This is a genomic window from Thalassobacillus sp. B23F22_16, from assembly GCF_043496955.1.
GTDB classification, from domain to species: domain Bacteria; phylum Bacillota; class Bacilli; order Bacillales; family Halobacillaceae; genus Thalassobacillus; species Thalassobacillus devorans_A.
Map to the genome: position 1 here is coordinate 109,539 of NZ_JBIEKD010000003.1, position 13,651 is coordinate 123,189.

Annotated in this window: 15 protein-coding genes and 1 riboswitch; all 15 genes read right to left on the bottom strand. The window is 41.5% G+C overall.

Going from position 1 to position 13,651, the window contains the following annotated elements:
* Positions 1 to 32: 32 nt before the first annotated feature.
* A complete protein-coding gene (locus ACGTNI_RS04390; protein ID WP_085508730.1) occupies positions 33 to 536 on the bottom strand; it encodes an ECF transporter S component in 504 nt (167 codons plus the stop codon).
* A 5-nt stretch (positions 537 to 541) separates the two neighbouring features.
* Positions 542 to 943, bottom strand: a complete 402-nt coding sequence (locus ACGTNI_RS04395) for a DUF4430 domain-containing protein (RefSeq protein ID WP_085508731.1) — start codon at positions 941 to 943, stop codon at positions 542 to 544.
* Between the two features lie 192 nt (positions 944 to 1,135).
* Positions 1,136 to 1,315, bottom strand: a riboswitch (cobalamin riboswitch).
* A 65-nt stretch (positions 1,316 to 1,380) separates the two neighbouring features.
* Positions 1,381 to 3,168: an ATP-binding protein gene (locus tag ACGTNI_RS04400; protein ID WP_085508732.1), complete on the bottom strand. Its 1,788-nt coding sequence runs from the start codon at positions 3,166 to 3,168 to the stop codon at positions 1,381 to 1,383.
* The gene (locus ACGTNI_RS04405; protein ID WP_085508733.1) at positions 3,168 to 3,884 is read right to left on the bottom strand and encodes a response regulator transcription factor; all 717 of its coding nucleotides are present in this window, start codon (positions 3,882 to 3,884) and stop codon (positions 3,168 to 3,170) included. The genes ACGTNI_RS04400 and ACGTNI_RS04405 overlap by 1 nt, the downstream gene beginning before the upstream one ends.
* A gap of 180 nt (positions 3,885 to 4,064) precedes the next feature.
* Positions 4,065 to 5,252 carry a c-type cytochrome biogenesis protein CcsB gene (ccsB, locus tag ACGTNI_RS04410; RefSeq protein WP_085508734.1) on the bottom strand — a complete coding sequence of 396 codons (1,188 nt, stop codon included), beginning with the start codon at positions 5,250 to 5,252 and terminating at the stop codon, positions 4,065 to 4,067.
* Positions 5,253 to 5,288: 36 nt separating this feature from the next.
* Complete coding sequence (gene resB / locus ACGTNI_RS04415; RefSeq protein ID WP_085508735.1) at positions 5,289 to 6,914, bottom strand: cytochrome c biogenesis protein ResB; 1,626 nt, start codon at positions 6,912 to 6,914, stop codon at positions 5,289 to 5,291.
* A gap of 25 nt (positions 6,915 to 6,939) precedes the next feature.
* A complete protein-coding gene (gene resA / locus ACGTNI_RS04420) occupies positions 6,940 to 7,488 on the bottom strand; it encodes a thiol-disulfide oxidoreductase ResA (RefSeq protein ID WP_085508736.1) in 549 nt (182 codons plus the stop codon).
* Positions 7,489 to 7,542: 54 nt separating this feature from the next.
* On the bottom strand, positions 7,543 to 8,286 hold the full coding sequence (locus ACGTNI_RS04425; protein WP_394460302.1) for a pseudouridine synthase: 744 nt from the start codon (positions 8,284 to 8,286) through the stop codon (positions 7,543 to 7,545).
* Between the two features lie 264 nt (positions 8,287 to 8,550).
* On the bottom strand, positions 8,551 to 9,069 hold the full coding sequence (locus tag ACGTNI_RS04430; RefSeq protein ID WP_062446466.1) for a spore maturation protein: 519 nt from the start codon (positions 9,067 to 9,069) through the stop codon (positions 8,551 to 8,553).
* Positions 9,066 to 9,656, bottom strand: coding sequence for a nucleoside recognition domain-containing protein (locus ACGTNI_RS04435; protein WP_394460304.1), 591 nt, complete (start codon positions 9,654 to 9,656; stop codon positions 9,066 to 9,068). The genes ACGTNI_RS04430 and ACGTNI_RS04435 overlap by 4 nt, the downstream gene beginning before the upstream one ends.
* Positions 9,650 to 10,738 (bottom strand): D-alanyl-D-alanine carboxypeptidase family protein, encoded by a 1,089-nt coding sequence (locus ACGTNI_RS04440; protein WP_394460306.1) that lies wholly within the window; start codon positions 10,736 to 10,738, stop codon positions 9,650 to 9,652. The genes ACGTNI_RS04435 and ACGTNI_RS04440 overlap by 7 nt, the downstream gene beginning before the upstream one ends.
* A gap of 281 nt (positions 10,739 to 11,019) precedes the next feature.
* Complete coding sequence (locus ACGTNI_RS04445) at positions 11,020 to 11,535, bottom strand: DUF3907 family protein (RefSeq protein ID WP_394460308.1); 516 nt, start codon at positions 11,533 to 11,535, stop codon at positions 11,020 to 11,022.
* A 41-nt stretch (positions 11,536 to 11,576) separates the two neighbouring features.
* On the bottom strand, positions 11,577 to 11,990 hold the full coding sequence (locus ACGTNI_RS04450) for a hypothetical protein (protein WP_394460310.1): 414 nt from the start codon (positions 11,988 to 11,990) through the stop codon (positions 11,577 to 11,579).
* Between the two features lie 64 nt (positions 11,991 to 12,054).
* Positions 12,055 to 12,654, bottom strand: coding sequence for an SMC-Scp complex subunit ScpB (gene scpB, locus ACGTNI_RS04455; protein ID WP_394460312.1), 600 nt, complete (start codon positions 12,652 to 12,654; stop codon positions 12,055 to 12,057).
* Positions 12,655 to 12,657: 3 nt separating this feature from the next.
* Entirely contained in the window at positions 12,658 to 13,404 is a 747-nt protein-coding gene (locus ACGTNI_RS04460; RefSeq protein WP_085508743.1) for a segregation/condensation protein A, read from the bottom strand.
* Positions 13,405 to 13,651 lie beyond the last annotated feature (247 nt).

Genomic DNA, 13,651 nt, shown 5'->3' on the forward strand with positions numbered 1-13,651 from the left:
AGAAAAAATACCAACCTTTATTGGCTGGTATTTCAAGCTGGTATCCATTGGTTATAATAACGTTGAAACAGACGACTGAATACAGGATAAAGCGTGGTGATGAACACTGCATTGCCTGCAGCATGGTAAAGATCAAATGGCAGGCCGGCCAGATAATATCCCCAAAATGATCCTGCAAAGCTATACATGGTTACAGACAATACCAGACCATAAAATATGCCACTCAACGCTCCGAAAGCAGCCAATAATAGCAGCGGAATAGCTGACCAATATCTGCCGATCAATCCGCTAACCAAACCAATGACAGCCCAGGCAGCTACTTGCCATATCGTCCAGATCCCCATCCCTAACATGACATTGGACAGGAAGGTGACCAAAACTGCCAGCACAACTGCTGCTAGTGGCCCCAGCCAAAATCCCGCAATAATGATGATAGCAGTAACCGGCTGAACGTTTGGTAAAAAAGCGAATACATACCTGCCAACTACCGCGAGGGACGCCAGCAATGCTATTAATGTTATTTTATAGGTGTTCATCCTTATCAGTCCCATGCATGGAAATCAAAAGTGAAAGAGTCATTTTCTTCTACTTTGTATTCTTTTGCTCCCACAGACGCATCCTCTCCATTGATCGTAAAGAACCAGGCTTTCTGTTCCCCTTCTTTTGCCTCTATCCCTTCAATCTTGGTTACGAAGCCATCTTTTTCCTCTACTTCTTCGAAATTATCTTTTAAAACTTCCATTAAACTTGTACCTTCCTCAACTTCCAACTCTTTTTCTGCCACCATTTCTTCACCTTCCCCTTGGGAAATAGTGACCTTCACAGGTACCTGTTCCTGCTGTTCTTGTTGAGCCTGACTTGACTCCTCTGATCCGGATTGACATCCTGTCAATACTGCCGCTGCCATTAATACAGCAACAATAAATTGCTTCATGTTTAGCATGATCTATCATCCTTTCACGCAGTTTGTTTGTTTCATTGCTTTTGGGTGTGAAATTCAGATAGACAACCGCCTTTTCCCCACATTAAAAGCCCATTCTTCAACAGAATGGGCTTGGACTACCAGTATTCAAATAGGTCCCGACTTAATGGGTTTATTCCACCGGTTGTCTCAAACAGCTCAATCCCCGAAGCTTTGAAACGACGAATCAAGGCAGGTCTACTGGCTTGTGCTTTCCCTACTACGGACCCTTCCCATACATTACGGTACAGTGGTCTGTCCGGTTCGTGGCACTTACAGTTGCGAGGACAGCTTTGGACTTTCACCAAATTCCCTTTTCAACTACTCAAAAGTACCTTGATTCACTTATTCAATTCTATTTTTATATTACCATAAGCTAGGGGAAAGTAAATAGTTGTTTCACAGGTAACAAGATTTTATTACAAATCTTGTAGATCTTCGCTAAGATCAGGCAAGTGAAAAGAAAATGTCGTACCCGAACCTTCTTTACTGTGCACAGCAATAGTTCCCTGGTGTGCTTCAATAATATGTTTAGCGATAGAGAGCCCAAGGCCTGTACCTGTCTTTCCCTTTTTCCTTTTCCTCGATTTGTCTGCCTTATAGAAACGCTCGAATACAAATGGCAAATCTTCTTCAGGAATCCCAGTGCCAGAATCCTGTACAGCCGAATGGATTCCTTCATTCGTCATTTCCAGATGAATATCAACATTTCCACCCGTATTGGTATGGCGAATCGCATTATCGATTAAATTCGTATACACTTGCTCGATACGATCCGGGTCAAAATATTTGGTGCCCATCGCTTCTGGAGCATGGAGTCTTAAGTTGACATCTTTCTCCTGGGCAAGCCCTTGGAATTTACGTACAATCTTTTCTGCGAACGGACGTATTTCTACCTCTTCCTTATTCAAAGTGATATGGCCGGCTTCCATTCTTGCCAGATCCAGCAGTTCGTTAACCAGTCTGCTCATCCGCTGGGATTCTTCATAGATGATTTGGGCAAGTTCGTTTTTCTCCTCCTTGCTTTCAGCTATATCATCTACAATTGCTTCGCTATACCCTTGCATCATCGAGATTGGGGTGCGTAACTCATGGGAAACATTTGCAATGAAATCCTGTCTCAGTTTATCCAGGCGTCGTTCTTCAGTCATATCCCTTAATACCGCAACAGCTCCGCGGACAGAAGATTTATCATATAATGGCGTCATGATAATAACCCAGTTTCTCCCTTGGGCATCTGTTTCTGTCATTACTTCCGTCTCCGTCTCAATCACTTGGTTGAATATCTCTTTCAACCTTTCCGGCAAATGCATAGGCTCATCTTTATAAGCAATATCAGTCCCACCTTCTTCATAAGCCCAGGCTTGCAGGTATTGTTCAGCGGGAGGATTGGTAATCAGGATCTCCCCTTGGCGATTTATAGTGATAACCCCATCAGCCATAGAGCTTAGAATCCCTGACAACTGCTCTTTTTCCTGATTCAATGCATTAATATGAAATTTTAACTGGCGCCCCATCCGATTAAATGCCATTGCGAGCTCCCCAATTTCATCATGGGTAAGAATGGGTACTTTCGTGTTGAATTCCCCTTTAGCAAGTTCTAATGCACCTTCTCGCATCTTGATTAGCGGTGCTGTGATCCGTGTCGATAAGAAGAAAGCGAATATCGTAGTCAAAATGATTGCTATTCCGGCACCCAGAAAAATGATTTTAGTCGTCTGCATTGTCGTCTCTTCTACTGAGTCGAGAGACTGGTAGACAAAGACACCTGAACCTTCTGCATTTAACGATGTACCTACTACCATGACCCCATTTTGAAAGTTATCAATATCCGCTATTTTTTTCACTTGATCTGACCCTGTCAATACGGAAGAAAGCTCCTCATCCGATTCAATCCATTGGCGGTCGATTTGAGGCAGAGTCCCTTCTGCCGAGGAACTCCACATGTCGTCCTCATTAAAAAAGATCACGACACGGCTTGAAGGGTCTTTCACTCTGGTAGAGGTGTCTAAAATTAAATCCCTTTCGCCATATTCATCAACAATTTCGGAAACCTTTTCTGCCGTCTGTAATAACTCTCTTTCAGCTTCTAAAATGTGAAAGTTCTCAAAAAACTCCAGGAGTAATACGGTCAAAAGAAATAATACAAAAGAAACTAATAATAATATAGTGAACCATAGTTTACCTACGACACTGCGCCAAAACATCAGTCACCACTTACCTCGAATTTATATCCCACACCCCAGACAGTTACAATCATTTTTGCGGCATCTTTGGAAACCTTGCTTAACTTTTCCCTCAGTCGTTTTACATGTGTATCCACTGTTCTTAGATCACCGAAAAATTCATACTGCCAGACTTCCTTCAATAAATGCTCCCGTTCAAAGACCTTATCAGGAGCTTTGGCAAGGAAATGTAATAATTCATATTCTTTCGGGGTCAATGTTACCTCTTTTCCATCAGCGGTCACCCGGTGTGCGTCATTATCAATTGTCAGATGAGGAAACACCAATACATTATTTGCCGAAGTCTCTGTTTGAAGAAACTTCGTAGACGAAGACCGACGCAGGATCGCTTTAACCCGAAGCACTACTTCTCTCGGGCTGAATGGTTTTACAATATAGTCGTCTGCTCCTACTTCAAACCCTTGAACACGATTGCTTTCTTCTCCTTTTGCTGTAAGCATCAGCACGGGCGTAGCTTTTTTTTCACGTAAATCCTTACAAACTTCAATTCCATCTTTTCCAGGCATCATAATATCCAATAATATCACGTCGTAATCGTTATTCAGTGACTTAGTAAGTGCTTCATCTCCATCTTCTGCTTCTTCAACCTCAAAGTTTTCTCTTTCTAGATACATACGAATCAGCCGTCTGATTCTTTCTTCATCATCTACTACTAATACCCTTGCTTCTTTTTCCATAGCGATGCCCCCTCTAAAAGTCCCTATATATCATTCAATTCTATTACCTTTGTTTCTTTTCCTCTTAGCATAACAAAAAATGATTATGTAAACGATAGACCATCAGAGAACTGCTGGCCTCTAATGGTCTATCATTGGTCTTTTCTTCTGCAAGTATCTTACAAATCAATCCCTAAATATTTAAGCGTAGGAGTGTAATCCAGCGATAATAAGGTTGACAGCAATCAAGTTGAACATGATGATAGCAAATCCTCCTACGGCAAGCCAGGCTGATTTAGTACCGTGCCAGCCTCTTGATAAGCGCAGATGAAGGAAAAATGCATAGAACAACCAGGTAATCAGTGCCCATACCTCTTTCGGATCCCATCCCCAGAATCGATTCCAGGCTTCTTGTGCCCAAATCATGGCAAATATTAAAGCACCTAATGTGAATATTGGAAATCCGATCGAAACTGCACGATAAGAAACTTCATCAATTAAATCCGGGTTGAATTTTTTCAGCTTCGGCTGGATGACTGCAGCTACTCGCTTCCTCAAAATCAAACGTGCAGCCCCATAAAGAACTAGTCCGCTCAAAAGAGACCAAATCAATGTGTTAAATTTTCTTGCTGCGCTTTCTCCCCTCATCCATTCCGGGGCATCAAATAGTGGCTGCATGGCTCCCGCCGTTTGTAACTCTCCGGCATTTGGGCCAGCAATTGCAGGTAAGTGATATTCTACCGCTGTAATCTGACCTTCTATAGGTGCCTGAAACTGGGCCTGGTAATCCATGGCACCGAAAGTAGTAGTGACAATGATAAAACCCAAAGTAGAGAAAATGGAGTAAATTACAAATTCAAGCCAGAATGTATGCTTAGACTTTTTTGTCTGATCGATTTGCCGGATTAAAAATATCAAGCCTGCCACAAAACTGATAGCTAAGATAGCCTCTCCAATTGCGGCTGTGGTTACATGAATATACAGCCAGTGGGATTTCAAGGAAGGAACCAAGGGCGATATCTCCCTCGGAAACATGCTTGCATAGGCAATGATAAGTAATGCAACTGGCAGTGCAAATAAACCAATAACATCCAATCGATAGATAAAGTAAATGATGATAAACGCCATGACAAGCATCATGCCGAAAAATGTCGTAAATTCAAACAAGTTACTCACCGGGGCATGTTTGCTGGCTGCCCAACGAGTGAAGAAATAACCGAGCTGGGTGATAAACCCGGCAATAGTCAAGGAAATCCCAATAGTACTTGCTTTTCCTCTGCCACTATTTTTTTTATCACGAATCGTCCCGCCAAAAAAGAAGGTAGCGATCATGTAAAAGAAAAATGAAGCATATAATAGATTACTGCTGATTGATACCAGATTTCCCATTTAATTATCCTCCTATCCCCTTTTTCTTGAAAAGGGTCAACCTTTTAATTGCTGCTGATCCTCCGGTATGTCGATTCCTGTCTGATCAATAGACTTTTCGATGTCTTTCTTCAGTCCATACCAATTCTTATTCGTATGGCCGGCAATCCAGACGCCGTCCTCCCTAGGCTGCAGCCATATCCTTCGGTGGTTCCAGTACATTCCCTGGACGACCCCAATCATAAAGATTAATCCCCCTACAGCCATAAACGGCAGCGTATAATCTTTTTTCACAGCCAGTCCAGTAACATCCCTTGTATCGTAACCTGCCAGGCTCAGCTTATATTGATTTTCATTAGTCGGATCGATATTCATTCCGATACCGGCAAAACTGACCTCTGGATCGCCTCCATCTGGAGGATAAACGTAAAATACAAATGCCGGATTTTTAGGGAATTTAGATTTAGAGCGTGGCTGATTCTCGTCCATGTAATATTCTGGAAAATATTCATCGATTACTACCCTGGCACCGCTATCCAGCTCGTATTCCATCTCCGGATCCGTCAAATCGACAGTAAATTCACCCAGTACTGCTGATTCATCGTCCGTTTCATGGAGGGTAAAAGACATAGCAGAAAATTCATCTAACTGATAGCTGGATTGATATAGGGCAAAACCATCAAACTTAGCCGGTTTATTGACAACAATTTCTTTTTTTTGAATTTCTTCGAGTTCCGGCTCAGCTCCTACCACGTCATTGTTGGTACGCTCGTATATCACAGCATTGGTTTGATAGTTGCTGGCAACGGGAGCATTTTGGTTCATCAACGCTTCCTGGAATCGTTCGTCTTTATCAGGATCATAGTTTTCAAGAATGAAGTCTTCATTTTTAACATAATATTGACCGTCTGTGGACGGCACTACAGCAGTCTCACCTTCCCGAACCCATACGAAGTCATCGATATACATAGAAGGTAAAAAGCGTAACAATGCCCCTAAAAGAAAGATAATAAGCCCGATATGATTGACATAAGGACCCCACCTGGAAAATCTACCTTTCTCTGCGAGGATATGTCCATCTTCATCCCAAACTTTATACCGCTGCTTTCTCAGTTTTGTTTTAAAAGCTTCAACATCAGCTTGTCCGTTAGTTTCCCCAAAAACACGCTGGCGTTTCAAAAAAGTATGATGGCGTTTAGGCTTTTGTTTTTTTAGTGCCCTATGTAATGGAACCACCCGGTCAATGCTGCAAATGACCAAGGAAACACCAATGAGTGCAATCATCAACATAAACCATACCGTGCTGTATAAATTGTGGAATCCTAATTGATAATAGATTTTGCCTGCCAGTCCATATTGGTCTTCATAAAATGTCGCCGGGTCAGAGCCCGGAGGGATATACATCTCCTGGGGAAAAATCGTACCAAGGGATGACGCAACCAGGGTAATAATGATCAGCCAGACCCCGACTTTAACAGAAGAGAAAAAGTTCCATACTTTATCTACTATATTACGATTATAAGTCTGGGAACGACGAGCACTTCCTTCATAACGCATATTCAATAACGAGTCTTTCTTATTTCCATCAATATGCTGGTTGCCTTCAATCGGCTTCCCGCAGGCTTCGCATAATACTGTACCTTCCGGGTTGACGTGCCCGCATTCGCATTTGATCTTTTTCATAGTAAAACCTCTCTATACCTAAGACTTATGCTTCCGGTTGAATCTCTTTCAAATGTTCTTCCAGTTTTTCAAGTGTCAGAGGTCCGATGACTTTATCTACAATTTCGCCATTTTCATCAATGAAAAAAGTGGAAGGAATCGGGCTGATTCCATATTGATCCATTACCTGCCCGTTTTTATCATGAAGATTAGTAAAAGTGAGCTCATATTTATCAATAAAACGATTGACTACCAGTTTCGTGGAATCAAGGTTGACGCCCACTATCTCTACACCTTTTTCCTTATACTTTGGGTACAGCTCTTGCATGTAAGGCATTTCTTCTTCACAAGGCTTGCAATATGTAGCCCAGAAGTTGAGCATTACTCCTTTTCCTTTGAAATCATCCAGAGATTTTCTTTCACCCTCTGTACCGAATTGTTCCAGTTCAAAGTTCGGAGCCTGTTCACCTTCCGCAACAACCGCATCATCTTGAGACAAATTTCCAATAATCGCAAAAATGACAAGACCGACCAACACAGCTAATGTCAGGGTGCGAAATATCATCCGACGTTGTTTTTTCTTCTTTTTATCCATTTTCACCACTCCTTTTGCGATTATAACATTTAACACTATTGGTAAATGTGAAAGTTATTTAACATTTTTCTCCGCTAAATGCCTTAGCTGTTTCACTTCATGGGGGGTCAACTCACGAAGCTCCCCTGCATTTAAACCATGAAGATCAAGGAAACCATAACGTTCCCGTTTCAATTTATCGACAGGAAACCCGATGGAATCAAACATTCGACGCACTTGTCTGTTTTTCCCTTCGTGCAGGATCAATTGAATAATAGCTGTGTTCTTCTTTTTATCCACCGACTTTGTTTTGACATGTGCAGCTTTTAATACTTCACCATCAGACCGTATTCCTTTTGTCAGCTTAGCTAAATCTTCTCTTAAAGGGATTCCTTTTGTCTTCGCGATATATACTTTTTCAATTTCATGTTTAGGATGCATCAATTGATTGGCGAATTCCCCATCATTTGTTAATAATAAAATCCCGGAGGTGTCATAATCCAGACGGCCGACTGGAAATACACGTTCCTCTATTTCTTCAGGAAGAAAATCTGTTACTACTTTACGGTTTTTATCGTCTTTGACACTGGAAATTACACCGCGTGGCTTATATAGAAGAAAATAAACCGGTTCTTCTTTGGTCAATGGCACACCTTCCACTTCTACTTTATCATCGGCTGTCACTTTCGTCCCCAGTTCCTTAACGACCTTTCCGTTGACGGATACCTTTCCTTCCACAATCAGCTTTTCCGCTTTTCTTCTTGATGTAACACCACTTTTAGCAATTACTTTCTGTAAACGTTCTAATGAACCTGTCATACTAATCACCTACTTAGTTATTGTTATATAATATAATGGATAAATAATAGACGTCATTTCCCCCTTCATTAAGTGATTAACTCCATTAACTATTTCTATACAAACTTAATGAAAGCCATATACAATTTATAGTACGGGAAAAATGTTAACGCCTTATGAACACATGAGAGGAAATTAACTGACCAGGCAAGAAGCATCCAATACCCGACAGTAAGCCACGCTGAGATTTTCAGCGTGGCTTACTATCTGGTCTCCTTATCCTGCTCAACTGAAAAGGATGGTGACAACTATTATTGAAGCTATTATACCAATCATGTCAGCGGCTAGTCCAACTTTAAGCGCGTCCCCCATCTTTTTTATTCCGACTGCACCAAAATAAACGGTCAGTATATAAAAGGTCGTATCGGTACTCCCTTGCATAACAGATGCCAAATACCCGATAAACGAATCAGGTCCATAAGTTTTTATTAATTCACTTGTCATCCCTAATGCAGCGGTTCCGGATAACGGACGTACAAGTGCTAATGGCAATATTTCTTCAGGCATGCCCAGCAACACTGTAAGTGGTTTTACTAAAGTGATGAATGCTTCCATTGCTCCGGAAGCACGGAAGATAGCAATGGAGACCATCATCCCAATCAAAAAAGGCAGCAGGGAGATAGCTATATCTATCCCTTCCTTGCCTCCTTCCACAAACTTTTCATACGTTGGGACCCTTTTGTAGGTCGCTGTTAAGAGAATCAGCAATATAATAGCGGGGATTATCCAAATGCTGATACTCATTCTGCTCCCCTCCTGTATCTTCGCCAGTAAAAATAACGATCAATCAATAGAGCTCCTGTTGTGGAAATAGTGGTAGCTATAATAGCCGCTCCGACAACCGCCGTCGGATCAACAGAGCCATATTTCATCCGTATCGCTATTACCGTCGTCGGTATCAATGTAACGGAGGAAGTATTGATTGCCAGAAATGTAATCATCGATCGGCTTGCTGTATCTTTACCATGGAGCTGCTTTAATTCTTTCATCGCCTTCAAACCCATTGGCGTAGCAGCATTGCCTAACCCGAACAAATTGGCGGTCATATTCGATAAAATATAACCCATGGCTGGGTGATCTTTGGGGATGTCAGGGAATATCCGCTGAACGACGGGACGGAACAAAGCGGCAAGACCTCTCAGCAAACCAGCCTCTTCGGCAATACGTGTTAACCCTAACCAGAATATCAGCACCCCCATCATGGTCAGCGTTATCATAATCGCATCATCAATGGTACTGAAAATGGCTTTATTAACCTCTTCCATCGTCCCATTAAAAGCAGCAAATACAATTCCTATTACTGCGAGCAACGACCAGATAATATTTACCATGACGCCAACCCCATAAACCGATTGGCTCTTTCCCGCCAGTAAGAAAGTAATGTTCGCTCAGAAGGACTATCCACAACAGCTGTGGCCATGATTGGACTGTCCTCGAGATAGATTACATGCCTTCCGACAAGTGAGCTGTCAGTATTCGACAGCAAATTCAACTTTGAATGAAGTGACTGCTTCTCAGAAGCGGTTACCGGCCAAATAACATCTCTTGTATAATATAAAGATTTCTTATCGGGGACGTTTACTGGAACTTTACCTTTTTCCTGAAGGAGGACGTGATCAAAATTTTCAAAGCCCCACTCGTACATCCGTTGATGATCATTCCAGTCATCTCCTGCATTCAATGTCACAGCGACCAGTTCCATATCCCCTTTTTTTGCTGTCGATACTAATGTCCTGCCTGCTGCTTTGGTATATCCTGTTTTCCCTCCGGTACAATAATCATAATATTTTGTGAGGAGTTTATTTTTATTGAACCAGTAATAATCTCTGTTTTCAGATAAGTACCGGTCCGCTCCTGTTATTTCACGGAATGTATCATTCTGCATGGCACTTCGCATTAATACTGCCAAATCATACGCAGTAGAATAATGATTGTCCGAATCGAGACCATGCGGGTTATCAAAGTTGGAATGGTTCATTCCAAGCCAGGCCGCCTTTTCGTTCATCAAAAATGCGAACCCTTCCTGAGACCCGCCCACATGCTCTGCAATTGCCATAGCCGCATCGTTACCGGACCGGAGCATCAGGCCGTAAACGAGATCCTTAAGGGCCATCTTTTCTCCTTCTTTTAAATAGATGGATGACCCTTCGGTATAAACAGCATTATGACTCGCTTTCACTTTTTCTTCTAATTTTCCAGATTCAACGGCTATTAGTGCTGTCATTATTTTTGTCGTACTTGCAATCAACTCTTCTTCGTCAGCGGCCTTCTCATATAAAACTCTCCCTGACTGCATGTCCATAAGCACAGCATTCCTGGCAGAGACAGAGATCGCTGCTTCCGCTTGAAATGGATGAATAAGACTAACGATGAGGAAACTATAAATCAACCATATAATTGTGCGCTTCTTCAAAGCCGCTCCTCCTTCAATTCATAACTTACTATTTAATCTATGCGAAGGAGACGAGCGTATGATATAGATGGGCCTCTTTTAAATAGGAACAGCCGAAAATAAATCGTTTTGAACGAAACGAGCAGCAACATTTGCGAGCAAGCCATATCTCCTGGATAATTTTTTAATCTTACTTCTAACATATAAAAAGTATGAATCAGATCAAAAAAACTGCCTCATACGTCTATTACAGACTTATGGGGCAGTTCCTTTCTTATTCTTGTCATTTTGTTTCCTATCTCTCAGGATGCCGGACCCTCTTTCTTATTTCCTTCCAGGGCAGCTTTCGACTGGTTATTTGTCTCATAACATTCCAATTCTTGCCGGACTTTTTGAAAAGATGACTCCAGTTTCAACATCAAGTTTTTAAAGGAATGCGGTGGCTCGTAATGATAAAGGATTGCACTTTCTCCAGTATACGCGGCACGGCTGTCCTCATACCAAGTATCACTTTTAGGAGCAAAAAACTCTGCGATACATTGATGGTATATACCGTACAACGTCCGCTCTGCTGCTGCCGTTTTAAACCCTTCCGATTGAAGCAGGACAGCAATGGCGTCTTTAGCTTCATCACAAAACACTTCTAACCTGCGAAGCGACTTCAATAAAGAACGGTAGTATCTTTTTTCTTTACTTCCTTGTTCTTCCATTAAACTATCCAGTTGATGATAATCAAGATAGGCATCTAACTGCTCAACTATTAATGTTAAATAACTTCCTGCCACATTCAGTTGTGCCCGTATCATCTGTTTGCGCATAGCCAGCCTCCTAAGTGGTGAATATCTCATGAAGGTCAATCTCAAGCATGAAGAAATTCCAGGGTGGATTCGAGATCGAATCGCTTGCCATCGCTAAGCTTTAAGAAGGCCTGTTTGGCAGCTTCCCAATTCACATTCGTATACAGTTCCTTATATTTCTCATAATCATTAATATACACTTTTTTGCGATGTTTATAGCCAGGATTTTTCACAAGTGCAATAAAAGCTGCCATGTCCTTAAGCATGATTTCTTCCTCACCGAACACCATTACCGGGTTCTCCGAAAAAGGTGTAAACTCTTCAGGCTTTTCATCAAAATACCGTAAATATAGTAAAGAAAAACTGTGTTCTTTGCCCTTATCTTCATAAATTACTTCGGAGCGATTGAAAAATTCTTCAGGTGAATTGGACTTTTCTTTTACCAACTCTACGCCTTTCGCAGATATGATTTCCATAGGCTCCCCCTTATCAACATATGATAAGTATATTTTACCATAACCCTATTGAAAAAGTTGTATATTATTCTTCATCGGGTTGCTTCTCTGAAGCTGGTGCTTTGAATTCTTCAAAGAAAAGGTCGGCTTCTGTCTCCACATCTTCTTCATTCCCTTCTGGTAAAGGGGGCAAGTCTTCTAAGGAGCTTATTCCAAAGTAAGTTAAAAAATCTTTCGTAGTACCATACAAAATGGGACGCCCTATCCCCTCTTTCCTCCCGACTTCTTTAATCAGGGAGCGGGTAGTGAGGGTCTGAATTGCGCGTTCACTCTTCACTCCTCGCAGTTCTTCAATTTCCGACCTGGTAATTGGTTGTTGGTAGGCAATGATAGCAAGCGTTTCCAGGGCGGCTTGTGACAACCGGGATGCATACGGTGTATCTAATAATCGCTTCAAATAGGGAGCATGTTCAGCTTTAGTAGTCATATAGACCATATTGTCCACGGCCATAAGGGCAAGACCGCGTTTATTATCTCTGTAGTCAATTTTCAGGCTATCAAGTATTTCATCTAGCGCTTCTTGTTCTACTTCGAGTACATTTCTGAGTTTATTTGTGTTTATTCCCTCTTCCCCGGCAGCAAAAAGAAGCCCTTCTACTATCCCTTTATACTCATGAATGTCCATTAATTAATCCTCCATTTTATATACCAGCAATTCGTCAAAGTGCTTTTCTTGCACACAATAGATTTCTTTTCCTTTCATCAATTCCAACAAGGCCATAAAAGTTACGACAATATGTTGGCGGGATGGCTCCGGAAAAAGTTCAAAAAAACTAACAGCGTTTCCTGAGCTGTTAATATACTCCTTAATTTCAGTCATTCTCGTTTGTATCGGGATTTCATCACGTTGAATTTTGGTGTCGGTACGACTCCTCTCCTGTTTTTTACGGCCTTTCAGTATTTTAGCCATAGCTCCCAGGATGTCATAGATCGACCCCTCGCCTTCACGCACCACAGGCTTACCATCTTGAAAATCTTCGAGGTTCGAAGGGGGTTTTGTATACGTTCGGTCAGCATTTTCTTCCTTGTGTTTAAGGTGCAACGCGGCATCCTTATATCTGCGGTATTCAATCAAACGCCTCATTAACTCTTCCCTGGGATCTTCTTCCAGATCTTCTTCATCATCCAAATCAAAAGATTGATTGGGTAAGAGCATCTGGCTTTTCATTGCTAACAGGCTTGCTGCCATGACTAAATATTCACTTGCTATATCCAGCTCCAGTTCTTGCATCGTATGGATGAAAGTCATATACTGTTCTGTTATATCAGCGACAGGAATATCGTAAATATCGATTTCATACTGGTTGATCAAATGTAAAAGAAGATCCAGCGGTCCCTCAAATGCGTCTATCTTTACTTGATAACTTTGTTTCATATATGTATTTCCTCCACATTCCATTGGAATGATATCAATACCGCCTAAACAAAGAGCGGTATACTCCTTTAGTATCGTAAGATGTATCTTACCAAAAAATCAAAGCTTCGTTAACTGCAAGATACAAGGTGCGGTGAATAAAGTGGCGTTTTTACATTAAACCTCGTATTGTTCATTTCGTTTATACTTATAAAGCCGTTTAGTCCAGAAATAGACAGATAACAAACACTTGTCATAAAAATTTGGT